Genomic DNA, 26,091 nt, shown 5'->3' with positions numbered 1-26,091 from the left:
ATGACGGCGATCCGCACCACCTGCGCCTATTGCGGCGTCGGCTGCGGGATCAGCGCGACGCTGACCGGCCCGCGCGCCGTCACGATCAAGGGCGATGTCGCCCACCCCGCCAATGAAGGCCGGCTCTGTTCCAAGGGCACGCATCTGGGCGAGACCGTAGGGCTGGAAGGCCGCCTGCTCCACCCGGAAATCGGCGGCAAGCGGGTGTCGTGGGATCGCGCCATCGGCCATGTGGCGAAACGCTTTGCCGACACGATCGCGCGCCATGGGCCGGACAGCGTCGCCTTCTATGTCTCCGGCCAGTTGCTGACCGAAGATTATTATGTCGCCAACAAGCTGATGAAGGGCTTCATCGGATCGGCCAATATCGACACCAATTCGCGCCTGTGCATGTCCAGCGCGGTCGCCGGCCACAGCCGCGCCTTTGGCGAGGATGTGGTGCCCGCCACCTATGCCGATCTGGATGAGGCGGACCTTATTATATTGGTCGGTTCCAACACCGCCTGGTGCCATCCGGTCGTCTATCAGCGGATCATGGCCGCGCGCGAGAAGCGCGGCACGAAGCTGGTCGTCATCGACCCGCGCCGCACCGAAACCAGCGAGGGCGCGGACCTGCACCTGCCGCTGCGGCCGGGCAGCGACGTCGCGCTGATGAACGGCCTGCTCGCCCATTGCGTGGCGGCGGGCCTGCTCGACTTTTCCTTCCTCAAGAACAGCGTGTCGATGCCCGACGGCTTCTGGGAGACGCTGGCCGCACCCGGCAACGATCTCTGGTCGGTCGCCCGCACCTGCGATCTGCAACCCGCCGATCTGCAGCGCTTCTACGATCTGTTCGCGGCGCATCCGCGCACCGTCACCCTGTTCAGCCAGGGCATCAACCAGTCGATCCGCGGCACCGATCAGGTGAACGCGATCATCAACGTCCATCTCGCCACCGGCCGCATCGGCAAGCCGGGCGCCGCCCCCTTCTCCATCACCGGCCAGCCCAATGCCATGGGCGGGCGCGAGGTGGGCGGCCTTGCCTCCACCCTCGCCGCGCACATGGATTTCGCGGCCGGGAATGTCGCGCGCGTCGGCCGCTTCTGGGCCGCGCCGCGCATGGCGACGAAGCCGGGCCTGAAAGCCGTCGACCTGTTCCGCTCCATCCGCGAGGGTCGGGTGAAAGCGCTGTGGGTGATGGCGACCAACCCCGCCGTCTCCCTGCCGGACGCGAACATGGTGCGCGAGGCGCTGGACATGTGCCCCTTCGTCGTCGTGTCGGACTGCATCGCCGATACCGACACCGGCCGCTTCGCCCATGTGAAGCTGCCCGCCACCGGATGGGGCGAGAAGGACGGCACCGTCACCAATTCCGAACGCCTTGTCAGCCGCCAGCGCGCCCTCTTCCCGCCCGCCGGCGAGGCGCGCGGCGACTGGTGGATTGTGACGCAGGTGGCCCGCGCCATGGGCTGGCGCGAAGCCTTCGCCTATGATCGCCCGGCCGACATCTTCCGCGAACATGCCCGCCTTTCCGCCTATCAGAATGACGGCGAGCGACTGTTCAACCTGCGCGGCCATGCGACCCTTTCCAACCCCGGCTATGACGCGCTGGAGCCGTTCCGCTGGGGCGGCGTGCCCTTTGCCGATGGACGCTTTCCCACGCCGGACGGCAAGGCGCGGCTGGTGCCCGTCGTGCAGATGGAGTTGCAGGCGCCGCTCGCCGACTGGCCGATGACGCTCAACACCGGGCGCTACCGCGACCAGTGGCACACGATGACCCGCACCGGCCTGTCGCCCAAGCTGTCGGCGCACCGGCAGGAGCCGTTGGTGGAAATCCATCCGGCGGACGCCGAACGGCTTGGCATAACCGAGGGCGCTCTCGCCCGCGTCGCGACGCCGCAAGGGACAAGCATCTTCCGCGCGACGATCAGCGAGGGGCAGCGGCCCGGCGACATCTTCACGCCCATCCACTGGACCGATCGGCAGTCGACGGGTGGCCGCACCGGCCTGCTCCCGCGGCCGCTGGTCGATCCGCATTCGGGCCAGCCCGGTTTCAAATCGACCCCGGCGCGGCTTGAAAAGGTGGCGGTGGAATGGCGCGGTTTCCTGATCGCGCGCAGCCTGCCCGACCGGATCGACGCGCTCTACGCCACCAAGGTCCGCGTGCCGCAGGGCTGGCTGGTGGAATTTGCCGGGGAAGGCGATCCCGCCATGCTCGCCAAGGCGCTGCTGCCCAAGGGCGAGCGGGTGGAAACCAGTGACCCGGCGCGCGGCCAGATGCGGATTGCCGTGCTGGACCAGGGCCAGGTGAGCGCCGCCTTCTATGTGTCGCGCACCGGCAGCCTGCCCAGGCGCGAATGGCTGGTCGCGCAACTGACCGCCGCCAGCGCCGCGCCCTCGCTGGAACTGCTCGCCGGGCGCCCGGCGGCGCCACAGGTCGATCGCGGCCCCATCATCTGCGTCTGCTTCGATGTCGGCATGAAGACGATCGTGCAGGCCATTTCCGGCCAGCAGCTCACCACGGTCGAGGCGGTGGGCGCCGCCCTTTCCGCCGGCACCAATTGCGGCTCCTGTCGCCCGGCGATCCAGCGCCTGATCGGCGAAACACGGGAGGCTGCCCATGCGTGATACCGACCTCATCACCCCCGGCGACGTGTGGCTGGTCGGCGCCGGCCCCGGCGACCCGGACCTGTTGACCCGCAAGGCAGAAAAGCTGATCCGCGCGGCGAGCGTCGTCTTCTACGATGCACTGGTCGGGCCGGGCGTGCTTGCCCTCATCCCCGCCCATGTCCGCCGCGTGCCGGTGGGCAAGCGCTCCGGCCGCCATTCGAAGGATCAGGGCACGATCAACGACCTGCTGGTCGCCGCGGCGCGCGCCGGTGAGCGGATCGTCCGGCTGAAGGGCGGCGATCCGTCGATCTTCGGGCGGTCGAGCGAGGAGATGCAGGCGCTGGCCGAGCATGGCATCGTGGCCCACATCTGCCCCGGCATCACCACCGCCAGCGCGGCGGTCGCATCGGCGGGCCTGTCGCTGTCGCTGCGCGGCGCCGCGCGGCGGGTGCAGTTCGTCACCGCCCATGCCCGCGCCAACGATCCGCTCGATCTCGACTGGCGGGCGCTAGCCGACCCCGATTGCACGCTGGCCTTCTACATGGGCCGCACCGCCGCCGGGGACATCAGCCGCCAGCTTGCCGCCGCCGGCCTCCCTTCCGATACGCCGGTGCTGGTCGCCTGCGACGTCAGCCTGCCGAGCGAGCAGCTGCTGCGCACCCGCCTAGACCTGCTGCCGCTCGCCACGCAGGCCATTGCGGATGACCGGCCGACGCTCATCATCGTCGGTCGCGCCGTGGAGAAACCAGCCGCGCACATGGCCGCCGCCGTGGCGGCACGCGCGCCATTTTCCCGTCCATTGCGGGAAATCCCCTAGAGACAGCGCCTGCCCGAGGCGCCACCTTCCCAATGAAGGAAGGCCGTTCGATGGAGGGACAAGACATCGCCTATTATCTGGCGCGCGCTCGCTATCATCGCATGCTGGCACGCAAGGCCACCTGCCAGGAAGCGCGGCTCATACACCAACAGCTGCTGCGGCAGTACCAGACCCTTCTGCTGAGCCTGCGCAGAAGCCGCCCGCCCGTGCATCGCCCGGCAACAGCCTGCTTCTGACCGGCAATATAGCCGCAAACCTTATCCCCATCATCATCCACACAATAGGAGAAGACCATGAGTGAAACCGGTCATGACCTGCACGCGGAATTTCCGGCGGATCGCGACGCGTTGCATCGGCTGAAGCTGGAGAACGAGCATTTCCGCACGCTGGCCGATCATTATCATGACGTGACGAACGACATCTCCCGCATCGAGAGCGGCCTTGCCCCGGCATCGGACGAGCGCCTGGAAGGCCTGAAGAAGCAGCGTCTCAGCCTGCTCGATGACGTCGCCGGGCTGATCGCGGCGACGAAGGCCGCATAATGCGCCCATTCGACGATGTCCGTCAGCAACTCCTCGGTCGGCTCGCGGCGCTCAATGCGCAGGTCGCGCGGATCGAGGAGGATCAAGGCGAGCCGCTGGACGATGATTTCGCCGAACAGGCCATCGCCCGGGAGGATGACGAACCCCTCGACGCGGTCGAACGCGCGGCGCTGACCGAAGCGCGGCAGATACGGGCGGCGCTGGCGCGACTGGATGCCGGCACCTATGGCATCTGCAGCAGTTGCGGTCAGGCCATCGACGCGGCGCGCATCAGGGCGATGCCGTCCGCGACGCAGTGCATCGGCTGCGCCGGCGGATAGGCAGGCCCCGATTGCCGGAAGGGCCGCTGCCGCGCCGGCGGCATCGGATCGACGGCTCCAGATTTTTGTTCTAACGCGTTGTCCGGGTCAGCGGATGCTTTCCCCCGTGTCGCAATCGCTCTAAAGGACGATCATGGAGCGCCGAAGTGAAAATGCGGGTTTTCTGGCGCTCATCATCATCGTCAGCCTGGCTTTTGCCTGGGTCATCCAGCCGCTGTTCGGCGCGACTCTGTGGGGCGTGATCGCGGCGATCCTGTTCGCGCCGCTCTATGATCGCCTGCTGGCCGCGATGCCGGGGCGGCGCAATGCGGCCGCATCGCTGACGCTGCTCATCGTCGTCGCGCTGGCGGTCATCCCCGCGCTGGTGCTGCTGGCCCTGCTCCTGCAGGAAGCGGCCCTGCTCTACGCCCATCTGCAGGATGGCACGATCGACCTCAACGCCATGTTCGTGGAGGTCCAGAGCCATCTGCCGACATGGCTGGGCAGCCTGCTGGAGCGGGCGGGCCTGACGGACCTGGAGGCGATCCGCATCCGCCTGGGCACCGGCATCGCCTCCAGCTTCCGCACATTGACGGCGCAGGCGTTGAGCGCCGGGCAGAGCGCCTTCGGCTTCATCGTGGCGCTGGGCGTCATGCTGTATCTCACCTTCTTCCTGCTGCGCGACGGCCGGGTGCTCGCCGACCGGGTGGAACGCGCCATTCCCCTGCGGCCGGACCTGCGTTCGGCGCTGCTGTTCCAGTTCATCACCGTGATCCGCGCGACCATCAAGGGCAGCCTTGTGGTGGCCATCGCCCAGGGTTTCATCGGCGGCATCGTCTTCTGGGCGCTGGACATCAGCGGCGCCCTGCTCTGGGGCGTGGCGATGGGCCTGTTCTCGCTGCTGCCCGCCGTCGGCACGGGCATCGTCTGGGTGCCTGTCGCCATCTACCTGCTGGCCACGGGCGCGATGTGGCAGGGGATCGTCCTTGTCCTTTGCGGGCTGTTCGTCATCGGCATGGTCGACAATCTGCTGCGGCCGATCCTCGTCGGGCGGGATGCGCGCATCCCCGATTATGTGGTGCTGGTCTCGACCCTTGGCGGGCTGGAGGTGATGGGGTTCAACGGCCTGATCGTCGGCCCGGTGATCGCCGCGCTTTTCCTTGCGACATGGGAGATCTTCAGCCGCCCGGCCGTGCAGGAAGAGCTGGGCGGCACGGCATAGCGATTCAGCGCAGGGCGCGGCGCATGTCCAGCGCCTTGCCGCCTTCCAGCACCAGCATCAGCGCGATGGCGGACGCCAGAACCATCGCAAGGTCATGGATATGGAGCGGCCCGAATTTCAGCAGCGCCCGGACAGGCGGCACCGCCAGGATGAGCGCGGCAATGGCCACAACCGCGCCCAGCACATAGCGCAGGGCAAGATTGCCCCGCACCAGCGCATGGCGCAGCGACGTGTCGAAGGACCGGTTGACCAGGATCAGCACCAGGATCGCACCGACAAGGCAGAAGAAGGTCAGCCCGCGCACATCCGCCTCCGCCATGCCGGCATCGCTGGCCCACAGGAAGATGCCGGCCAGCATCGCCAGGGCCAGCCCACCCTGCGCCAGCGCCCAGCCGACCATGGGCAGCGAAAACAGCCGCTCCTCGGGACGACGCGGCTTGCGCTGCATCAGGTCGCCTTCTTCCGGTTCGGCCTCGAACACCAGCGCGCAGACCGGGTCGATGATCATTTCCAGCAGCGCGATGTGGATCGGGCCGAACATGATCGGCAGGCCCGTCAGCAGCGGCAGCAGCGCGAGCCCCGCAATCGGCACATGCACCGCGAAGATGAAGGCCATGGCCTTGCGGATATTGTCGTAGATGCGCCGGCCAAGCCGCACCGCCTTCACGATGGACCCGAAATCATCGTCCAGCAGCACGATGGCGGCCGCCTCCCGCGCGACATCGGTGCCGCGCTGGCCCATGGCGATGCCGATATGCGCCGCCTTCAGCGAGGGTGCGTCGTTCACCCCGTCGCCGGTCATCGCCACCACTTCGCCCTGCGCCTTGAAGGCGGAGACGATCCGCAGCTTCTGTTCGGGCATGATCCGGGCAAAGATGCTGACCGTCCGCAACCGCGCGGCCAGCGCGGCATCGTCCAGCAGATCAAGGTCCGCGCCGGTCAGCACGTCTTCCCCGACGATCCCGACCTGTATCGCGATCGCGCGGGCCGTTGCGGCATAGTCGCCGGTGATCATCACCACCCGGATGCCCGCGCTGCGGCACTGGGCAACGGCATCCGGCACGCTCGCCCGCACAGGGTCGGCAAGGCCGATCAGCCCGGCCAGCGCGAAATCATGATCCCTCTGCGATCCGGGCCAGCCATCCCCCGCCCGCGTCGCCATGGCCGTCGCCACGCCCAGCACCCGCATGCCGCGGCTGGCCATCGCATCGACCGCCGCCGTCATCCGCGCATGCTCCGCCGGAGACAGGCGGCACAGCATCGCAATCGCCTCGGGCGCGCCCTTGGCGGCGACCCGGCCATGCGCCGCCGGGTCCGCCGGTTGCCAGATGTTGGACATCGCCAGCAATTCCGGCCGCAATCCATAGGCATGGACCAGCGACAGCCCGGCCCGGCGCGCGGCAAGGCCGGGCAGGCCGGCGCCCGCTTCGTGGAACGCCACCTCCATCGGATCGACCGGCACGGGCGCGCTGGCAAGGATGCTGGCGTCGATCAGCGCATGGAATTGCGGCGGCGGCGTTGCCGCATCATTGGCGATGCTTTCCCCCGATGCCAGCCACAGCTCTGCCACTGCCATGCGGTTCTCGGTCAGCGTGCCGGTCTTGTCGGTACACAGGACCGTTGCGGACCCCAGCGTCTCGATCGCCGCGGCCCGGCGCGTCAGCACCCCGGTCTGGGCGATGCGCCACGCACCCATGGCCAGGAAGATGGTGAGGACGACCGGAAACTCTTCCGGCAGCATCGACATGCCGATGGCGATGCCGGCCAGCAGCGCATCGACCCAGCCGCCGCGCAGCCATCCGTAGAGCAGGATGACGAGCAGCGCGACACTCCCGCCGCCAAGGCCGCACAGCCGCACGATCCGCGCCGTTTCCCGCCGCAGGCGCGGCGGTTCATTGTCCAGCGCGGCGAGCGACTGGCCGATGCGGCCGATCTCGCTGTTCGCCCCCGTGGCGGTCACGCTGGCCAGGCCCGACCCGCGCGTGATGAGCGACCCCGAATAGACGAAGGGTTGATCCTCGCCCCCCGGCCGGCTTCGGGCAGCGGCGGCAGCGCCATCCACCGCGACGCATTTGCGCACGGGCACCGATTCGCCGGTCAGCAGCGACTCGTCGGCCTGGATATCCTCCGCGACGACGAGCAGCGCGTCCGCCGCGACACGATCCCCCTGCTCCAGCACGATCAGGTCGCCGGACACGACCTCCCGCCCCGCGATCCGCACGCGCACGCCATCACGCACCACCAGCGCGCGCGGCGCCGACAGGTCGCGCAGCGCTTCCAGCACATGCTCGGTCCGGCTTTCCTGGATGACGGTGACGGCAATCGAGAAGGTCGCGAAGACGAGCAGGATCAGCGCCTCGCCCAGGCTGCCCAGCAGCATATAGGCAAAGCCGCCGGCCAGCAGCAGCGCCAGCATCGGCTCCCGCACGACCTCGCCCAGGATATGCAGCATGGACCGCCGACCCGCACGCGGAAGCGCATTGGGGCCGTCCACCATCAGGCGACGCTGCGCTTCGGCGGCGGAGAGCCCCCGGTGCCGCGCCGCAGGATCATGAAGCTGGTCCGTCTCCGTCACCTTGCGCGTCCCCCTGCCTCTTGCCGGACGGCGATGGCGCAAAGCATGCCACGCACGAATCCGGAATAATACGCATCTGCCCCTGTCCGGCGCCCCTATCCAGCGCCCCTGGCCAGGCATAATCGCGCGGAAACGGCGCAAACCCTTGCTGCGCCGCAACAGGAACCATGGTAGGAAGCTGCAACGCTTCTGGGGAGAACCATCATGGCTCTGGGCGACAACAAACCTCCGCAAGATGACGATCCGCTGCTGGACCTCTTCAACCTGCCTGCGGAGATGGTGAAGCCCGCCGTCATGGCATGCCGGCTGTTCAACACCGCCGTCGATGCGATCTTCTACGACGTGCCGAGCCTGCGCGCCGATTTCCAGGCCCATGACGAAGCGATGAAGGACAAGGGCGAGAAGCCGCCCTCCCGCGTCATCGCCTTCGATGCGATCAGCGACCCGGAAGGATCGCTGCTGCTGATCGACGCGACCACCGCGCCCTATGTCCATCGCTATCAGGATGTGCAGGCCTATCTCGATTCCCCCTATCCCGAGACCCGCGCCGTCAGGATCGTGACCATCACCGGCGTTGGCAGCTCCGCACTGGGCAGCGCGGCGCTGGCCTGGAATATTTCGACCGCGCTGGAGCGCCCCGTGCTGGCGATCGTGCCTGGCTATGGCGTTGCCGACATGATCCTGCAGGGCATGGGCGGCTGGTTCGGCTTCGGCATGTTCGACTATCTTCGTGCCAAGAGCATCACCCAGAACATGCTGGCCAATATCGTGCCCCATGCCGCCAGGATCGGCCGGCAGCTTTCCGCATCCGTCCCCGACGCGAAGACGCTGCACGGTGCGCCGATCTATCGCCGGGGATCGGGATCGTCCGACGTGCTGCATGCGCTGCTGCAGGAATTGCCCTCGCAGTTCCAGATCCTTGTCGGCCACAGCAAGGGCGCGCTGCAGATCGGCAACGCGATGCATTCGCTGCCACCGGACAGGACGCAGGGCGTGCATGTGGTCACGCTGGGGTGCCCCATCGCACAGGACATTCCGGGCGCCAGCTATTACCAGTATCTGGGCCTGTATGACGCGCTGGGGCAGATGAACATGTGGGGCCACTGGCCCGACCATTGGGTGCAAAGCTGGCACAGCACCAATCCCTGGCTGCCGCCCGCCATGGCGGCGGGCGAACTGGCGCAGAGCGCCGCATAGAAGGGAAATGCGTCGCCTGAGGATCGTCATGCCGAATGTGGTTCGGTGACGTGCCTCGCTGCCCATTGCGCCTCCGGATGCCTCAAAATGTGGGGAGAAATGGACCCTGAACCAGGTTCAGGGTGACGCGCCTTTCAGCGGCATGCCCTTCTGGCATGGCCTTCATGTCCATCATATCAGGTCCACTGCCCATGCCGACCATGGCTGACATGCATCCGCACTCTTGACGGATAACATTAGTTAGCTATCTAAGCATAATGAGTCGCAACGATCTTGCGCGGGCCCTGGCGACCCGCCTTCCGCCCGTGTCGCAGGCCTGGCGGCAGCTTGCCGACCGGGTCCTGGCGGAGCTGGGCGTCTCCAATTCCACCGGCTGGTGCATGATCTTCCTCGACCGGCTGGGAGCGGACGTGCGGCAGATCGACCTTGCCCGTGAGATCGGGATCAGCCAGCCCTCGCTCGTCCGCACGCTCGACCAGCTGGAGGCGAGCGGGCTGGTCGAGCGCCATACCGACCCCGAGGATCGCCGGACAAACAAGCTGAACCTGACCGACGCCGGCAAGGCGCTTGCCGCCAAGATCGAGACGCGGCTGGCGCAGATCCGCAGCGTGCTGCTGGACGGCGTTCCCGATGGCGATATCGAGACCATGCTGCGCGTCTGCAACCTGCTGAGCGAGCGCATCGCGCTCTGGCGTGCGCATTTATGAGCGAGCGGATCGGGTGGCCGGCGGCGCTGTTTTCCATCAAATGCTTCATCGCCGCGATGCTCGCCCTCTATATCTCCTTCAGCATCGGGCTGGAGCGGCCCTACTGGTCGTTCCTGACATCCTATATCGTCGCGCAGCCGCTGGCCGGCGCGGTGATCTCCAAGGCGGTCTTCCGCGTCATCGGCACGATCGTCGGCGCCGCGGCCACGGTGCTGATGGTGCCGCCGCTGGCCAATGCGCCGGAACTGCTGTCGCTCGCCTTTGCCAGCTGGCTGGCGCTGTGCGTCTTCATCTCGCTTCTCGATCGCACCCCGCGCGCCTATATGTTCGTGCTGGCCGGCTACAGCGCCTGCCTGATCGGCTTTCCCAGCGTCGACATGCCGGGGCAGATCTTCACCGTCGCGGTGCTGCGCGTGCAGGAGATCAGCGTGGGTATCCTGTGCGGCAGCCTGGTCCATGCCGTCATCTTCCCCGGATCGGTGACGCAGCTGCTGCTGCGCCGGGTGGACGACATCCTGCGCGATGCCGAACGCTGGTCGCGCGACGCCATCGCGACCGTGCCCGTCCCGGGGCTTGAGGCGGAACGGCGGCGGCTGGCGCAGGATGTGACGGAGCTGCACCAGCTGTCGATCCACCTGCCCTTCGACATTTCCCGCCTGTCCCCCCGCGTGCGGACCGTGCGGGCGCTGCAGGACCAGCTGTCCCTGCTGCTGCCGCTGGGCGCGGCGGTGGAGGATCGGCTGGCGACCTTCCGCGGCGAACCGGGCGCGATCCAGCCGGCCATGGAAGCGCTGATCGCCGATACGCGCGCCTGGCTGGCGGCGCCCGGCGAAGACCGCGACCTACGGCAGGCCGCGGCAGAAGCGCTGCGGACTCGCTGCGCCGCGCTGGAACCGGCGACCGGCCCGGAGATGACATGGCAGGACATGCTGCGGCTCAGCCTTGTCGCGCGCCTCTCGACCCTGATCGCGGCGCATCGCGACTGCCGCGACCTGCGCGATCAGATGATCACCCATAGCCGCCAGCCGGTGACGCCGCGCATCGCCGACCTGCTGGAAGGGCGACGGGACCGGGAGCTGCACCGCGACTATGCCGGCGCCCTGCGCGGCGCGGCGACCGCCTTCCTCACCGTGCTTGTCGGCTGCCTGCTGTGGATCGGCAGCGGATGGCAGGACGGCGGCACCGGCGTGATGCTGGCAGGCGTGTTCCTGGCGCTGTTTTCCGCCATGGACAACCCGCTCGGCCCGCTCAAGCGCTTCATCCTGGGCACGATCATCGCGACCGTCATCGGCGCCGTCTATGGCTTTGTCATCCTGCCGCGCATCGATGGCTTTTTCATGCTGGCGGCGGCCATGGCGCCAATGCTGCTGACGCTGGGCGCCTTCCTCGCTTCCCCGCGCTTTGCCGGTGTCGCACTGCCGACGATGCTGGGCCTGGGCAGCCCGGCGCTGATCTCGTCGCGCTACGTCAATGAATTTCCTGTCTTCATCAACGCCGCGATCGCGCAGATCGTCGGCCTGTGGTTTGCCATCGTCATGGCCGGACTGCTGCAGTCCGCCGGCGTGCATGGTGCCATCCGCCGCACCGTGCGCGCGGGCTGGGCCGACATCGCCGCGCGCAGCACTTCCATGAATCCCCCCGATGTGCGCGCCTGGATCAACCGGATGCTGGACCGCATCGCCCTGCTCGCGCCGCGCATCGCGGCCATCGGCGCCAGCGGCGGCAAGCCGCTGTACAACGCCATGCAAGACCTGCGCACCGGCGTCGCCATCGGCGAATTGCGCCAGCTACGGATCGACCTGCCGCAGAGGGAGAGCGCCCCGCTGGAGCCGGTGTTGCGCGATGTCGGCGCCCATTATGCCGAGCTGGACCCCGATGCGCCCGCGCCCGCCGGCCCCGCTTTGCTGGGCGGCATAGACAGCGCCATCGCCCAGTTCGCCGGCCACCCGCTCGCCGCCGTCCGTCGGCAGGCGATGCTGGCGCTGGTCAGCCTGCGCCGCAATCTCTTCCCCGATGTCCCCGCATATAGGAGCCCCGCCCGATGATCGGCGAAATCGCCCTGGGCGGCGTCTTCGTGCCGACGCTGCTCCTGCTCGGGGGGGTGGCGACGGTGCTCAGCTTCCTGCTGATGCGGCTGCTGGCCTATTTCGGACTCTACCGTTTCCTTGCCTATCGTGCGCTCGTGGATGTCAGCCTGTATGTCCTCGTCCTTGGGCTTCTCGTCCTTCTTGTCCCCCTGGTCGATATCCACCTATGAACCGTCTTGCCGCCACGCTGATCCGCAGCGCCGCCACCATCGTCATCGTCCTTGCCGCGCTCGCCGTCGCGCTGTGGATGTGGAACCATTATGAACGCAGCCCCTGGACGCGCGACGGGCGGGTGCGGGCCGATGTGGTGCGGGTGACGCCCGATATCGGCGGCCTCGTCACCTCCGTCCAGGTGCATGACAATCAGCAGGTGCATGCTGGCGACCTGCTGTTCGTCATCGATCAGCCCCGCTATGCACTGGCGCTGAGGCAGGCCGAGGCGCGCGTCGCCAGCGCCCGCGCCACGCTGGGCCAGGCCCGGCGCGAGACGCAACGCGACCTTGCCCTTGGCGATCTGGTCGCGGCCGAGCTGCACGAGCAGAATGTCGCGCGCGTCGCCACGGCGGAGGCGGCGCTGGCCGAGGCGATCACCGCACAGGACGGCGCCGCGCTCGACCTGCGGCGGACGCGCGTCATGGCATCGGTCAACGGCGTCGTCACCAATCTCGATCTGCATCCGGGCGACTATCTTGGCGCCGGCACTCAGGCGATGGCGCTGATCGACAGCGACAGCCTGCGCGTGGAGGGCTATTTCGAGGAGACGAAGCTGCCGCTTATCCGCATCGGCGCGCCCGTGACCGTGCGCCTGATGGGCGAGGAACGGGATCTGCAGGGCCGGGTGGAAAGCGTCGCCTATGGCATCAACGATGCCAGCCGGAGCGATTCGGGCAATCTGCTGCCGACGGTCGAGCCGACCTTTTCCTGGGTGCGGCTGGCCCAGCGCATTCCGGTGCGCGTGAAGCTGTTGCAGGTGCCAGGGGACATCCGGCTGATCGCCGGCCGGACGGCAACCGTCAGCATCCAGCCCACGCCGGTCAGGCAGCCCGCCACCGCCGGAGGCCGTCGCCATGGCTAAGCGCGCGCCGCTGCTGGCCCCGCTGCTGTCGCTGGCGCTCGCCGCCTGCGCGACGGCCGGCCCGGACTATCATCCGCCCGAACATGCGGCCGCCACCCGGCCGTCGGCGCAGGGCGCCTTCCGGTCCGCGCAGGGGGCAGGCTTTGCGCAGGCGCCGCTGCCCGACCATTGGTGGCGGCTCTATAACGATCCCCGACTGGACGCGCTGGTGGAACAGGCGCTTGCAGCCAATGCCGACCTGCGCGTCGCTGCCGCCAATCTGAAGCGCGCCGACGCGGTGGTCCGCGAAAGCATGGCAGGCCGCAGCGTCAGCACCACGGCCAGCGGCGGCGGATCGCTGGCCCGCGCATCCGGCACGGGCTACAGCCTGCCCGGCATCGCCAGCTATGATCTGGGCCTGTCGGCCTCCTATCCGCTGGACCTCAACGGCCGCATCCGCCGCGCAATCGAGGCCAGCGAGGCGGACCGCGAAGCCGTGGCCGCCGCGCGGGACTTCACCGCGATGAGCGTCGCGGCCGCCACCGCCAAAGCCTATGCGGAGGTGTGCGCCGCCAATTACAGCCTGTCGGTCAACAAACATGTCGTCGCCCTACAGCAGCAGACGCTGGACGCCACCCGCCGGCTCTACAGGGGCGGGCGCAACACCGCCTTCGACGTCAGCCGGGCGCAGGCCGCGGTGGACAGCAGCGCGGCGGCCCTGCCGACCTATGAGGGACAGCGGCAGGCGGCGCTCTATCTGCTCGCGACATTGCTGGGCCGGCCGCCGGCCGATTATCCCGCCGATGTCGCGGACTGTGCCGCGCTGCCCGGCCTTGGCCAGCCGCTGCCCGTTGGCGACGGCGCGGCGCTGATCCGCCGGCGCCCGGATATCCGGCAGGCGGAACGCGGGATCGCCGCCGATACCGCGCGGCTGGGCGTCGCGACGGCCGATCTGTATCCGCAGGTGAGCATCGGCGGATCGCTGGGGCTTGCCGGGCCGTTCAGCGGCCTTGGCTCGCCCTCGTCCTTCGGGTTCAGCCTGGGGCCGCTGATCAGCTGGTCCTTCCCCAATCGCCCCGTGGTGCGCGCCCGGATCGCGCAGGCCGACGCGCAGGTGGAAGCCGACCTTGCCGGTTTCGACGCGACCGTGCTGGAAGCCCTGCGGCAGACGGAGACGGCGCTGGAAACCTATCGGCGCGACCGCGAGCGCGCCGATGCGCTGGATCGCGCGCGGAGCAGCGCCGCCCTGTCCGCCACCCAGGCCGACCGCCTCTTCCGCTTCGGCCGGGGCGATTTCCTCTCGCTGCTGGAGGCACAGCGCAACCTTGCCACCGCCGAAGTCCAGAGTGCGGCCGCAAAGACACAGTTGCTGCAAGATCAGATCGCGATCTTCCTCTCCCTGGGCGGCGGATGGTCGTAGCGGCCCGTGCGACACGCCGCTCACCGGCACAGCGCACGAAACAAAAAGCCCCCTTGCCGGATTTGCGGGACATTACTTGATTATTCAAAATATCTATCGAATTATGTCTGCGATTATATTTCACATCCCAAAGATGATTTTAAGTTAAATTTTCCCGTTTACTGAAATATATTTGGAATATTACATGAAATATTCGCGATAAAAACAATCTTAAATCGCAGTTCATTTTATGAAAACTTCAATATGAAACGAAAATGAAATCTTCAATACTGTTTATGTTACAATCCATGTAACATTTCAGACTTTCTTCTCCTGTAGCCGCCCCTCGAAGCAACGAATCAATTTGCACAAAGGGGCACGACACATGCGATATCCTTCCACCCTGCGCCGGCAGCTGCTGATCGGCAGCGCGCTCATGGCCGGTCTCGCCTCGCCTGCGTTCGCCCAGGGCGCATCGGCAGGCAACGCAGCCGCCACGCCGGCCGTCGCCGACCCGACGATGGATATGGACGCCGGCCTTGGCGACATCGTCGTCACCGCGACCAAGCGTGAGACGAACCTCCAGAAAACGCCGATCTCGATGAACGTGCTGAGCACGGCCGCGCTCGCCGACCGCCATGTGCAGAGCGTGATCGACCTTGCCGACGGCGCCGTGCCGTCCCTGCGCGTCGCGACCTTCGAAGCCCGCCAGTCGGCGCTGACCATCGGCATCCGCGGCATCGTGCCGCTCGACGCCAACCAGCCCGCCCGCGAACAGGGCGTCGGCGTCTATATCGACGGCGTCTATCTCGGCCGCCAGCATGGCCTGAACGCCGGCCTGTTCGACATCGAGCGCGTCGAAGTGCTGAAGGGTCCGCAAGGCACGCTGTTCGGCCGCAACACCGAAGGCGGCGCGCTGAGCCTCGTCACCAAGGCGCCCACCGGTAAATTCGGCGGCACCCTGTCGGCCGGTTTCGGCAATTTTGGCAGCTACACCGCCGGTCTGCACCTGAACCTGCCGGAATATCACAACATCGCCGTCAAGGTCGATGGCGTGCTGCAGCATCAGGACCCGACGACGACGAACCCGCTGGCCGGCCAGGCCGGCTTCAACCAGTATCACCGCTATGGCGGCCGCATCGCCGCGCGCTGGACGCCGGCGCCCAATTTCACCGCCGATTTCGCCTTCGACAAGAGCCGTGACGAGAACACGCCCTTCTACAGCCAGCTGATCAACTTCAATCCGAACGGCCTGCCCGTCGCCACGCTGGCGCAGATTGCCGCCGCCGGCAACAAGGTGCCCGCGGGCATGATCGCGCCGCTGCCGCCGGTCGTTCAGGTCCAGCCCGACCGCTCCTCCAGCGCCGATGTCGGCGTGCCGCAGCAGCCCAGCATCGACAAGACACAGGGTTTCCTTGCGAACCTGAAATGGGAATTCGCCCCCAATGCCGAGTTGCGCTCCATCACCGCATGGCGCACCGTGAGCGACGAGCAGTGGGACAATTCGGGCGGCGCCCACCGCACCCCGCAGTTCCTGCCCAATATCGGCTTCAGCCGCTACAGCCTGTCGAACCTGGACCAGCGCCAGTTCAGCCAGGAACTGCAGCTGGTCGGCAGCCTGCCGCAGATCGACTATGTGTTCGGCCTCTATTATTTCAACGAGCGCGCCAATGACGCCGCCCGCACGCCCAACAGCAACAAGTGGAATGCCGACGGCACCGGCTATTCCATCGCGGACATCGCCACCTTCGCCACGTCGACCATCGCCCGCGCCAGCATCGCCTATTCCAAGAGCTATGCGGCCTATGGCCAGGTCACATACACCCCGGCGGGCATCGATACCGTCCACCTGACCGCCGGCGGCCGCTACACGCATGACAAGAAGAACGGCCAGCTCTTCATCGTCAACGGCGCGGCGACCAACTTCACCTTCGACCAGAAGAACGATCGCTTCGACCCGATGGTGACGCTGGCCTGGGATGCGACGGCCAACGCGCATCTCTACGCCAAATATGCGACCGGCTATCGCGCCGGCGGCGCCAGCTCGCGCTCCACGAACTACCGCTCCTTCGGCCCGGAAACGGTCAAGTCCTATGAAATCGGCGCCAAGACCGAATTTCTCGACAAGCGGGTGCGCCTGAACCTCGCAGCCTACATCATGGACCGCAACAACAGCCAGGTCGATTTCAACTTCTTCGTGCCGCAGACCGACGGCACGATCCGCAACACGCTGGAAACGGTGAATGCGGCCGGCACCACCAAGATCCGCGGCGTCGAGGCCGACCTGACGGTGCAGCCGATCGACAATCTGACGCTTGGCGCATCCTATGCCTATACCTACACGAAGATGCCGCCGGCCGAGAACACCGTGCAGGAACAGCTCAACCGACAGGTCAATCCGGCAAATACCGCTGCGGTGTTCCAGAATGTGTTCATCGTGTTCACCCCGCGCAACGCCGCGTCCGGCACGATCGACTATGCCCTGCCGGTGGGCGGCGACGACACCACCGTGCGCTTCCACCTGGACGGCAATTATTCTTCGTCGGCCTACACCTTCGACAATGAATCGGTGAAGGCGGACCCCAGCTTCATCGTCAACGGTCGCCTCTCGCTGGCAGACATCAGGATGACCGATGCCGGCCAGAAGTTCACCCTGTCGGTCTGGGCGCGCAACCTGTTTAACGAATCGCACATCTATCGCCGGTCGAACGCGAACCGCGCGGTGCTGGGCGACTATGCGAACTTCAACGCGCCGCGCACCTATGGCGTGGAACTTTCCGCCAACTTCTAAGACAAGCCTTCGGGCATGTTCCAGAGAGCCGGGTCGCCCATCGCGACCCGGCTCTTTTTTCGCCCTGTCAGGTCAGCGGTATCTTCAGGTCAGCGGCAGGGCGATCGCCACGCGCAGGCCCGGCGCGGCATCCTCCAGCATCATCCTGCCCCGGTGCAGCCGCACGATCGCGTCGATCAGCGGCAGGCCAAGGCCATAGCCCGCGCTGCCGCGCTCCGGGTCCACCCGGCCGAAGCGGGTAAGCGCGCGTTCGCGCTGTGCCGGCGCGATGCCGGGGCCATTGTCCGCGACCTCAAGTCTCGCTTCATAATCCCCCCGCATCAGCCGCAGCGTGATCCGCGATCCGGCAGGCGTATATCGCAGGCCGTTTTCGATCAGGTTGATCAGCATCTGGCCCAGAAGCTGGCGGTCGCCGCGTATCTCCACCGCGTCGCAGCGCTCCACCGCCAGCACATGCCCGCTTTCGGCGGCCACCGCTTCCATCGTCGCAACCGTTTCCTCGCACAGCGCGCCAAGCGCGACGGGCGCAAAGCCGGCCCGCCGCGCCCCGCCCTCCACTTCCGCAATGCGCAGCATCGCCCCGAACATCGCAAGCAGCCGGTTCGCATCCGCCATCGCTTCGTCCAGCTCGGTGCGCAGCGGCTGTGCATCCGGCCGCGCCGCCAGCAGGGCCAGCCGCTGGTGCAGGCGCGTCAGCGGCGTGCGCAGCTCATGGGCGATGTCGTTCGACACATTGCTGATCTGACCCATCAGCGTGCCGATGCGGTCCAGCATCCGGTTGAAGGCGCCCGCCTGCTGATCGAACGCACTGCCCGAGCCATCCAGCGGCACGCGCCGGCGCATGTCGCCGTCGATGATCGCCTCGACCGTCCGGCGCATCTCCACGATCCGCCGCCGGATCGTGCGCGCGAACAGGAAGGTCGCGCCCACCACCAGCGCGACGATCGCGCCGAAGCCGGCCAGATAGATGCGCAGGCGGGCGGCATTATAATGATCGAACGGCTCGGTTTCCGCCGCGACCGTCAGGCGCATGTCGCCGCCGATATCCCGCACCAGCGCCCGGCCATGGCTGAGCCCGGCAATGCCGTCGCTGCGGGCAAGGCCGGAATAGCCCAGCGGCAGCAGCCGCGCGATCGCGACATTGCCGGCGATCCGCCCGCCCCGTGCATCGGTGAGCAGGATCGCAAGGTCGCCGGTGTCGCGATCGCGCGCAAGGTCGCCGATCCTTTCGGCCAGCCGGGCGCGGTCGGCCGGCATCCCTTCGGGCGCCAACGCGCTGCTTTCGCCCGCGATCCGCTGGTCGACAAGATGATTGATGGTCGTGCTGGTCGCCATGAAGATGCCGACGCCCGTCAGGATCGTGGTCGTCAGGAAGGCCAGCAGGAAGGCCAGCGTCAACCCGCGCAACGATCGCAGCCTCATGCCCGGCCGGCCACGCTATTCGCGCAATCTGTAGCCAACGCCGCGCATCGTCACGATCGGGTCGTCGCCGCCATGCTCGGTCAGCTTCATCCGCAGGCGGCGGATATAGGCTTCCACGATGTTCGTCGTCGGCTCGAAATCATATTGCCACACCCGCTCCAGCAGCATCGGGCGGGTCAGCACCGCGCCGGCATTGCGCACGAATTCGGTCAGCAGCCTGAATTCGATATTGGGCAGGTCGAGCGGCTTGCCCGCCCGCCAGGCGCGGACCTTCTGCGGGCTGATGACGATATCGCCGGCGCGCAGCATGTCGCCCTCGTCGCTCTTCCAGTGCCGCGCCCGGTAGAGCGCATGGAGGCGGGCGTTGAGTTCGTTGGCGTCGACGGGCTTGACCAGATAATCGTCCGCCCCGGCATTCAGCCCCTCCACCTTGTTGGCGGACTGGCCCAGCGCGGTCAGCATCAGGATCGGCACGGTCACACCGGCATCGCGCAGGCGCTCCAGCACGGCAACGCCGTCCAGCCCCGGCAGGATACGGTCGAGAATGATCGCGTCGTACACCTGATCCGTCACCGCGGTAATCGCCGCGCGGCCATCGCCGACAACCGTCGTGCGGTGGCCGAAAGCCGCCAGCTGCTTTGCGAGCAGGGCCGCCAGCGCCTCGTCATCCTCCACGATCAGCAGGTCGAAACCGGGCGATGGCGCGGGCCCGGCCTGCGGCTGGTGGCGCGTGGCGGTGTCGGGAGCGTCGGAGGTGTGAGCGACATGCATTGCGGACGACCTGAACATTATACAGAGGGCCGAAAAATGCTGATCGGCCGATCTCCGCTATAGAGCAACCGGCACCGCCGGTCACTCATAATGGCGGGAAATCGTGGGCGATCAGCCGATCATGCTCAGCGCGAGGGCTTCCGCGACCTTGATGCCGTCGACCCCCGCGGACAGGATGCCGCCGGCATAGCCCGCGCCCTCGCCCGCCGGGAACAGCCCCTGCGTGTTGAGGCTCTGGAAATCCTTGCCGCGGGTGATCCGCACCGGGGATGACGTGCGCGTTTCCACGCCGGTCATCATCGCATCGGGATGATCGTAATTGGCGATCTGGCGGCCGAAGACCGGCAAAGCCTCCCGCATCGCCGCCACCACGAAATCGGGAAGCACCCCGGCAAGGTCGGTGGGATTCACGCCCGGCTTGTAGGATGGCTGCACCGCGCCGATCGCGGTGGAGGGCCGGCCGGCAAGGAAATCCTCTACCCGCTGGCCCGGCGCATGATAGTTGGAACCGCCGGCGATATAGGCCGCATCCTCCAACCGGCGCTGCAGGTCGATGCCCGCCAGCGGATGGCCGGGATAGTCGCGCTGCGGATCGATGCCGACGACGAGCCCCGAATTGGCGTTGAATTCCTGCCGCGAATATTGGCTCATGCCGTTGGTGACGACCCGCCCTTCCTCCGATGTGGCGGCGACCACGCGCCCGCCGGGGCACATGCAGAAGCTGTAGACGGTGCGGCCATTGGCGCAATGATGCGACAGGCTGTAGGCCGCCGCGCCCAGATCGGGATGGCCCGCGCATGGGCCGAAGCGGGCGCGGTCGATCCAGCTTTGCGGATGCTCGATCCGCACGCCGATGGAGAAGGGCTTGGCCTCCATATGCACGCCGCGGTCGTAAAGCGTCTGGAAGGTGCCGCGCGCGCTGTGCCCCACCGCCAGTACGACATGGTTCGCCGCCAGATATTCGCCGCCGTGCAGGTGCAGCCCTTTCAGCCTGCGGCTGCCATCGGCCATGGTTTCGATGTCGAAATCCTCGACCCGATGTTCGAAGCGATATTCGCCGCCCAGTGCCTCGATGGTGCGGCGCATCGCCTCCACCATCGTCACCAGCCGGAAGGTGCCGATATGCGGATGCGCCTCGGTCAGAATGTCCTCCGGCGCGCCGGCCTTCACGAATTCGGTCAGCACCTTGCGGCCCAGAAAGCGGGGGTCCTTGATCTGGCTGTAGAGCTTGCCGTCGGAAAAGGTGCCGGCCCCGCCCTCGCCGAACTGCACGTTGGATTCAGGGTTCAGCACCGCGCGGCGCCACAGCCCCCAGGTGTCCTTCGTCCGCTCGCGCACGACCTTGCCGCGCTCAAGGATGATCGGCCGGAACCCCATCTGCGCCAGGATCAGGCCGGCGAACAGGCCGCAGGGGCCAGCGCCGATGACGACCGGGCGCGGATGGGGCAGGCCGGAGGGCGCCTGCGCCACGAACCGATAGCCCGTGTCCGGCGTCGGGCGGACATGATTGTCCCCGGCCAGGCGCGCCAGCACGGCCGCCTCGTCGCGCAGCAGCACATCGACCGAATAGACCATCAGGATCGCCGACTTGCGACGCGCATCATTGGCGCGCCGGGCAATGCTGAACGACAGCAGATCCTCCGGCGCGATGCCCAGCCGCGCGAGGACGGCTTCTCTCAGCGCCTCTTCGGCATGGTCGAGGGGGAGCTTGATTTCGGAAAGACGCAACATGCCACGCGCTTATGCCAGTTCGGCCGGCAATGCCATGGGCGTGAACGCGCCCTACTCGCCGGGATGATAGGTCCGCTCGCGATGTTGCGCGACATCTTCGGGGTAGAAATAGACGTCGCGCAGCTTGCCCGCGGCATAGAGCGGCGACTGGTCGGCGAAATGCGGCGAGGCAGGGTCGCCACTCTCGCCACCGACACTCACCGCCCTGGCCTTGAGGCGCGGACCGAATTCCACCGCCGCGACAAAGCTGTTCCCCGACGTGCCGTAATAATGCTTGGCGCCGGGAAAGCGCTTGGGCGCGAAGGAGGCGAGCGAGCCCCATTGCGCGGAGGTGAAGGGCACCGGCAGGCTGGGCTTGCTGTCATCGAACGTCTGGGCGATGGCCCCGTCATTGCGCTGCAGCCGGTTGATCTGCCCCCAGGGCACGTCGATGCCGCCGAAATCGGCGGTGAGCCGGTCGATCGCCTTGTCCAGCGCGTCCAGCTTCTGCGCGTCGGTGCTGCGCGTGGCGATATAGTCCCAGGCGGAAAGCTTCGCCGCGCGGGCCGCATCGCTCACCACCGGCCACATCGCCTCGCCCCAGAACACGGCCACCGACGTGGCCCTGGAATCGATCGCCCAGCGATAGTCCCATGCCTTCAGCATGGCGATGGCCGGGGCCAGCTTCGCCCGGCGGGCGTCGCCTTCGGCCAGGCGGTCCCATGCGCCGGTCAGCGGCGGCAGCAACCGGGCAAAGGCCGGCAGATAGGGATCGTAGGCCGCCGCGACCAGCCCATCCAGCGTGAAATCCCGCCGGTCGGAGAGCACGCGGATCGCATGGTCGCCGCGCGGATTATCCCCCACCTGATCCATATAGCGGGGGAATAGTTCGCGCTTCGGGCTGTCCTTGCCCGCCGCCGTCCAGGGCCAGTTGTTGACGTTCATCACCCAGCCATTGGCCGGCGAAATCACCTGCGGCAGCGTGGCCATCGCATGCATCCCCTGCCATGCGGTGCGCGGGTCGCTGCCGTCCACCGGTTGCCGGTAATCGAACCGGTCGTCGCGCTTCGCGACGAATTGCGGATGCAGATAGGCGATCGCGCCCTTGCTGTCGGCAAACAGCGTGTTGTTCGATGAATTGCCCTGCAGTGCGGCGACCTTCATGAACCCGGCCAAGTCCCGCGCCTTGGTGCGCAGGAAGCTCTGCTCGATCGCCTGGACCGGCCGGTTCATCAGCGATGTCGCGATCCAGCGCCCGTCCTGCGCGCGGGTGATCGGGCCATTATGGGTGGCATAGGTGGCGAAGCTGCGGGTCGCCTGGCCACCGTCGGGCGTGCGGTAGTTGAGCGTGATCGTCTTCGTCGTCACCGGCCGCCACGCGGTGCCATGACGGTAGCGCAGCGTGCCGTCCGGCCCCTTTTCGACGGTCTCGGCAAATTCATCGACCCGGTCGACGCCGCTGGTCGTGTGCATCCAGCCGGCGTTCGCGTTGAAGCCCTGATAGATGAAGAACTGGCCCCAGGTCGCCGCGCCATAGGCGTTCAGCCCCTCGTCGCTGGTCATCTGCAGTTCGGAGCGGAAGAAGAAGGTGGTGTGCGGGTTGATCAGCAACAGGGCGTGACCATCCTTCGTGTGGGAGGGCGCGATGGCGATGCCGTTGGAGCCCGCCGGTTCCCTGAACACAAGGCCCAGTTCCATCGCCGTCATCGCCAGCGGCTGCTTGCCGTAAAAGGCTTCCAGCTGGCTCAGCGGCACCGCCTCGATATCGCCGCCGATGCTGCCTTCTGGGAAGCTCAGCGCCATCCACGGTTCGAAATGGGTGAGCACGCGCGGCTTCACCTGCGGATACGTGGCGAGATAATGGTTGAGGCCCGCCGCCCATGCCTGCATCAGCTTTTTCAGCCAGAGCGGACTGGCCGCATAATCGGCCTGCAATGTCACCGGGTCGACAAACAGCCGTTGCCGCAGGTCCTGCCAGATCGCCTTTTCCCCCTCCGCCTCGGCCATGCGGCCAAGGCTGGTGAGGAAGTTCGCCTCGATCCGGGGGAAATCGTCCTCGGCCTGCGCATAGACCATGCCGAACACCGCATCGGCATCCGTATGCCCCTTCACATGGGCGATACCCCATGTGTCGCGGGTGATGGTGATCCGTTTCGCATAGTCGGTCCCCGGCTCCGCGCCCGGCGATGACGCAGCCATGGCCGGTGAAGCAAGCAGGCCGACGGCGAGCGTCGCCATGGCGCAGCCGCGCGTAAATGCCGAAACCGTGCGCAAGACAGAATGATGGGAAGGATACACCCGGATCTCCAGCAAATCATGACGGACGAACCCGTCCAGGACATGCAGCGATGATGGAGCAAGCCTGGACGGCGCCCCGCACCCCCGCACGGAAGGGCGAACCTAGTCGGATCGCGCGGCGATGTTCAAGATGGCGCCCGCCATGCCCCGACCAAATGTTGACATGGCCGCTGCCAAGCTGCCCCGGCCGGCGACGGGGGCCGGCTTGACAAGAGCATGACCCTCAATCACCTGTCGAACATATCATCCCGCCTTCCGTTTTCCACAGGGGAGCCCTCCAGGCCAAATGTTACGTGGCATCTTCGCCTTCATCGACGGCTTCGTGGAGCCTGGTCTCCCTCCATCGGGCCATCCACGCCCGGCCCGCTGCATTCCCCACGCCTGCCAGTCGCTTCGATGAGCGACGGAAAGCTGCCGACCATCCGCGATGTCGCGGCGCGCGCGGGCGTGTCCGTCATGACGGTTTCGCGGGTCATCAATCACAAGAGCTGGGTCCGGCCGGAAACCCGCGCCCGTGTCGAAAAGGCCGTGGCCGAGTTGAACTATGCGCCCAGCGCCATCGCGCGCGCGCTGGCCGGCAGCGATGACCGCCGCGTCGCCCTGCTCTATCGCAACACCACGACCTCCGCCTATCTGGGCGAATTGTTGCTGGGCGGGCTGGACGAGGCATCCAACCACCATCTTCACGTGCTGGTGGAGCAATGCCCGGTGGAAGCTTCGGCCCAGGACATCGTCGCACGGATTTCCCGTGCGCGCGTGTCCGGCGCCATCCTGCCGCCGCCGCTGTGCGACAATGTCGAACTCATCGCCGCGCTGGCGCTCAACAATATTCCGGCGGTGGCCATCGCGCCGGACAATGCGGACCCCGCGCTGACGGCCGTCGCCATCGACAATCGCCTTGCAGCGCATGAGATGACCCGCCACCTCATCGACCTGGGCCATCGCCGCATCGCCTTCATCAAGGGGCATGTGCAGCACAAGGCCAGCGCGCGACGGCTGGAGGGATATCGCCAGGCGATGACGGAGCATGACCTGCCGGCGGACGGGGCATGGGTGGTCGAGGGGGACTTCACCTACCGATCGGGCCTGGAGGCGACCGAACGCCTGCTGACGCTGCCTTCCAGGCCGACGGCGATCTTCGCATGCAATGACGACATGGCGGCGGCCGCCATCACCATCGCCCATCAGCACCAGATCAATGTGCCCGCCGAGCTGACGGTCTGCGGCTTCGACGACACGCCGCTGGCCAGCACGATCTGGCCGGCGCTCACGACGATCCGCCAGCCGATCCGGGACATGGGCCGGGAAGCGATGGCCCTGCTGGCCCTGGAGATACGCCGCAACAAGGGCGCGACCGGCCACGCCGCCCAGAAACAGGCGAAAATGCACTATACGCTCATCCGCCGCCAATCGGACGCGGTGCCGCAGCTTCATCACCGCAAGGGGTGGGAACAGGCATGATGCGCCGATGCCGGTGTCACCAGATGCCGGTTCCGGACGCCACTCTCTTGGTTGCGATACCAAATATCCATTCGGCATCCCGCCCTTCACATCCTTGATGCGGTGAGAGCCGATATCGCCGTTGCGCGTGCGGTCAGGCATGGATGATTGCGGCCATGACACGGTCCGCAGATGGCGCAATCGCAGACCGCATGCAGGCGAGCGGGGTGGAGCATGACGAGGCCGGCAACAGCCCTCCTTCATGCCCGGCGGGCGCGATAGGCCCCTTGAGGAAATCGGCGGAAAGCCCCCCGCGACCATGGCTGTCAGCGCGGGCGGCCTGCGCATCGGGACATATTGCAGCGAACCGCCGGCCACTACCCATCACACCTGCCCCATCACCCCATGGCCAGCGTGCAACCACGGCCGCCGGTCTCAGCGCTCGCGGGTCAGCACCAGGCTCACCCGCCGATTACGGGCGCGACCTTCGGGCAGGGCGTTGTCGGCGATCGGCACGGTCGCGCCCACGCCTTCGAAACTCAGGCGCGATCGCGATATGCCGCCGCCGATCAAAAGCTCTGCCAGGGCCTTGGCACGCGCCTGGGACAGAGCCCGGTCCGCCGCCACATCGCCCGACGGATCGGTATGGCCGATCACATGCACCGTCACATCGGGGTTGGCCTTGAGCATCGCGATCAACCGCGGCAACCGCCCCTTCGATTCGATGGTGAGTTCCGACGATGTCCCAAGGAATTCCTGCCCGCCAAGCTCGAAGGATCGCGGCGAGGCGTCGTCGGACGCGAACCAGTCGACCAGCGCACGGCCGACCGTGCCCTTTTGCGCAACCAGCGTCGCGCCGTCGCGCAGGGCGACGATGCCGCTATCGCCCTTGGCGACGACAGGCGCCTGGATATCTGGCGCCGTCGACTGGCAGGATTTGAGCGCCACGCCGATCGACAGGATGAACACCATCAGGAAACCGAGCAGGATAAGGCGCGTCATCTCTTCAGTCTTCCTTCGACATGCCCCGCCACCGAGGCACCGCCAGCCCCCCTCAACCGGAACAGGCGAGCCACACCCATATCCGGCATCGCAAAATGCGGCGTTTCCCCAACCATGCGAGCAGGCTAACGCCGGAACCCCAAGAGCGCCACATTCTTCGATCAAGGGC

21 protein-coding genes are annotated in these 26,091 nt (G+C 67.1%); 14 read left to right on the top strand and 7 right to left on the bottom strand.

The window, feature by feature from the left end; translation table 11 throughout:
- The 6 genes from WFP78_RS01325 to WFP78_RS01300 all read left to right on the top strand — a co-directional run bounded on the left by WFP78_RS01325 (nucleotide 1) and on the right by WFP78_RS01300 (nucleotide 5,469).
- Nucleotides 1–2,607 (top strand): molybdopterin-dependent oxidoreductase, encoded by a 2,607-nt coding sequence (locus WFP78_RS01325; protein WP_336957958.1) that lies wholly within the window; start codon nucleotides 1–3, stop codon nucleotides 2,605–2,607.
- Nucleotides 2,600–3,406 (top strand): uroporphyrinogen-III C-methyltransferase, encoded by an 807-nt coding sequence (gene cobA / locus WFP78_RS01320; RefSeq protein WP_336957957.1) that lies wholly within the window; start codon nucleotides 2,600–2,602, stop codon nucleotides 3,404–3,406. The genes WFP78_RS01325 and cobA overlap by 8 nt, the downstream gene beginning before the upstream one ends.
- Before the next feature lie 50 nt (nucleotides 3,407–3,456).
- Nucleotides 3,457–3,642, top strand: coding sequence for a hypothetical protein (locus tag WFP78_RS01315; RefSeq protein WP_336957956.1), 186 nt, complete (start codon nucleotides 3,457–3,459; stop codon nucleotides 3,640–3,642).
- A 57-nt stretch (nucleotides 3,643–3,699) separates the two neighbouring features.
- Nucleotides 3,700–3,948, top strand: coding sequence for an HP1242/YdcH family protein (locus WFP78_RS01310; RefSeq protein ID WP_336957955.1), 249 nt, complete (start codon nucleotides 3,700–3,702; stop codon nucleotides 3,946–3,948).
- On the top strand, nucleotides 3,948–4,268 hold the full coding sequence (locus WFP78_RS01305; protein ID WP_336957954.1) for a TraR/DksA family transcriptional regulator: 321 nt from the start codon (nucleotides 3,948–3,950) through the stop codon (nucleotides 4,266–4,268). Before WFP78_RS01310 ends, WFP78_RS01305 begins: the two co-directional genes overlap by 1 nt.
- Nucleotides 4,269–4,401: 133 nt before the next feature.
- Nucleotides 4,402–5,469: an AI-2E family transporter gene (locus WFP78_RS01300; protein ID WP_336957953.1), complete on the top strand. Its 1,068-nt coding sequence runs from the start codon at nucleotides 4,402–4,404 to the stop codon at nucleotides 5,467–5,469.
- A 4-nt stretch (nucleotides 5,470–5,473) separates the two neighbouring features.
- On the opposite strand, the gene WFP78_RS01295 is transcribed toward WFP78_RS01300, so the two are convergent.
- The gene (locus WFP78_RS01295) at nucleotides 5,474–8,044 is read right to left on the bottom strand and encodes a cation-translocating P-type ATPase (protein ID WP_336957952.1); all 2,571 of its coding nucleotides are present in this window, start codon (nucleotides 8,042–8,044) and stop codon (nucleotides 5,474–5,476) included.
- A gap of 204 nt (nucleotides 8,045–8,248) precedes the next feature.
- Between WFP78_RS01295 and WFP78_RS01290 the strand changes: the two genes are divergently transcribed.
- Complete coding sequence (locus WFP78_RS01290; protein ID WP_336957951.1) at nucleotides 8,249–9,241, top strand: hypothetical protein; 993 nt, start codon at nucleotides 8,249–8,251, stop codon at nucleotides 9,239–9,241.
- A gap of 82 nt (nucleotides 9,242–9,323) precedes the next feature.
- Here the strand turns inward: WFP78_RS01290 and WFP78_RS01285 are convergent, their stop codons facing one another.
- Complete coding sequence (locus WFP78_RS01285; protein ID WP_336957950.1) at nucleotides 9,324–9,452, bottom strand: hypothetical protein; 129 nt, start codon at nucleotides 9,450–9,452, stop codon at nucleotides 9,324–9,326.
- A 46-nt stretch (nucleotides 9,453–9,498) separates the two neighbouring features.
- Here WFP78_RS01285 and WFP78_RS01280 point away from each other — a divergent pair, with 46 nt between their 5' ends.
- The 6 genes from WFP78_RS01280 to WFP78_RS01255 all read left to right on the top strand — a co-directional run bounded on the left by WFP78_RS01280 (nucleotide 9,499) and on the right by WFP78_RS01255 (nucleotide 17,279).
- Nucleotides 9,499–9,948 (top strand): MarR family transcriptional regulator, encoded by a 450-nt coding sequence (locus WFP78_RS01280; RefSeq protein WP_336957949.1) that lies wholly within the window; start codon nucleotides 9,499–9,501, stop codon nucleotides 9,946–9,948.
- Nucleotides 9,945–11,993 carry an FUSC family protein gene (locus WFP78_RS01275; protein ID WP_336957948.1) on the top strand — a complete coding sequence of 683 codons (2,049 nt, stop codon included), beginning with the start codon at nucleotides 9,945–9,947 and terminating at the stop codon, nucleotides 11,991–11,993. Before WFP78_RS01280 ends, WFP78_RS01275 begins: the two co-directional genes overlap by 4 nt.
- The gene (locus WFP78_RS01270) at nucleotides 11,990–12,205 is read left to right on the top strand and encodes a DUF1656 domain-containing protein (protein ID WP_336957947.1); all 216 of its coding nucleotides are present in this window, start codon (nucleotides 11,990–11,992) and stop codon (nucleotides 12,203–12,205) included. Before WFP78_RS01275 ends, WFP78_RS01270 begins: the two co-directional genes overlap by 4 nt.
- Nucleotides 12,202–13,110: an efflux RND transporter periplasmic adaptor subunit gene (locus WFP78_RS01265; protein ID WP_336957946.1), complete on the top strand. Its 909-nt coding sequence runs from the start codon at nucleotides 12,202–12,204 to the stop codon at nucleotides 13,108–13,110. The genes WFP78_RS01270 and WFP78_RS01265 overlap by 4 nt, the downstream gene beginning before the upstream one ends.
- The gene (locus WFP78_RS01260; RefSeq protein WP_336957945.1) at nucleotides 13,103–14,509 is read left to right on the top strand and encodes an efflux transporter outer membrane subunit; all 1,407 of its coding nucleotides are present in this window, start codon (nucleotides 13,103–13,105) and stop codon (nucleotides 14,507–14,509) included. Before WFP78_RS01265 ends, WFP78_RS01260 begins: the two co-directional genes overlap by 8 nt.
- A 364-nt stretch (nucleotides 14,510–14,873) precedes the next feature.
- Complete coding sequence (locus WFP78_RS01255; RefSeq protein WP_336957943.1) at nucleotides 14,874–17,279, top strand: TonB-dependent receptor; 2,406 nt, start codon at nucleotides 14,874–14,876, stop codon at nucleotides 17,277–17,279.
- A gap of 84 nt (nucleotides 17,280–17,363) precedes the next feature.
- On the opposite strand, the gene WFP78_RS01250 is transcribed toward WFP78_RS01255, so the two are convergent.
- From WFP78_RS01250 to WFP78_RS01235, 4 genes are all read right to left on the bottom strand, one after another.
- On the bottom strand, nucleotides 17,364–18,701 hold the full coding sequence (locus WFP78_RS01250; RefSeq protein WP_336957942.1) for a sensor histidine kinase: 1,338 nt from the start codon (nucleotides 18,699–18,701) through the stop codon (nucleotides 17,364–17,366).
- Between the two features lie 15 nt (nucleotides 18,702–18,716).
- Complete coding sequence (locus WFP78_RS01245) at nucleotides 18,717–19,472, bottom strand: response regulator transcription factor (RefSeq protein ID WP_336957941.1); 756 nt, start codon at nucleotides 19,470–19,472, stop codon at nucleotides 18,717–18,719.
- A 111-nt stretch (nucleotides 19,473–19,583) separates the two neighbouring features.
- Nucleotides 19,584–21,203, bottom strand: a complete 1,620-nt coding sequence (locus WFP78_RS01240; protein ID WP_336957940.1) for an NAD(P)/FAD-dependent oxidoreductase — start codon at nucleotides 21,201–21,203, stop codon at nucleotides 19,584–19,586.
- Nucleotides 21,204–21,254: 51 nt separating this feature from the next.
- Nucleotides 21,255–23,420: a penicillin acylase family protein gene (locus WFP78_RS01235; protein ID WP_419722882.1), complete on the bottom strand. Its 2,166-nt coding sequence runs from the start codon at nucleotides 23,418–23,420 to the stop codon at nucleotides 21,255–21,257.
- Between the two features lie 456 nt (nucleotides 23,421–23,876).
- Here WFP78_RS01235 and WFP78_RS01230 point away from each other — a divergent pair, with 456 nt between their 5' ends.
- The gene (locus WFP78_RS01230; protein ID WP_336957939.1) at nucleotides 23,877–24,941 is read left to right on the top strand and encodes a LacI family DNA-binding transcriptional regulator; all 1,065 of its coding nucleotides are present in this window, start codon (nucleotides 23,877–23,879) and stop codon (nucleotides 24,939–24,941) included.
- Nucleotides 24,942–25,355: 414 nt separating this feature from the next.
- Here the strand turns inward: WFP78_RS01230 and WFP78_RS01225 are convergent, their stop codons facing one another.
- On the bottom strand, nucleotides 25,356–25,922 hold the full coding sequence (locus WFP78_RS01225) for an OmpA family protein (protein ID WP_336957938.1): 567 nt from the start codon (nucleotides 25,920–25,922) through the stop codon (nucleotides 25,356–25,358).
- Nucleotides 25,923–26,091 lie beyond the last annotated feature (169 nt).

It is taken from the genome of Sphingobium aquiterrae (genome assembly GCF_037154135.1).
Lineage (GTDB): Bacteria > Pseudomonadota > Alphaproteobacteria > Sphingomonadales > Sphingomonadaceae > Sphingobium > Sphingobium aquiterrae.
The sequence above is the reverse complement of the archived record's forward strand: the minus strand, read 5'-3'. Positions and strand labels throughout refer to the sequence as shown.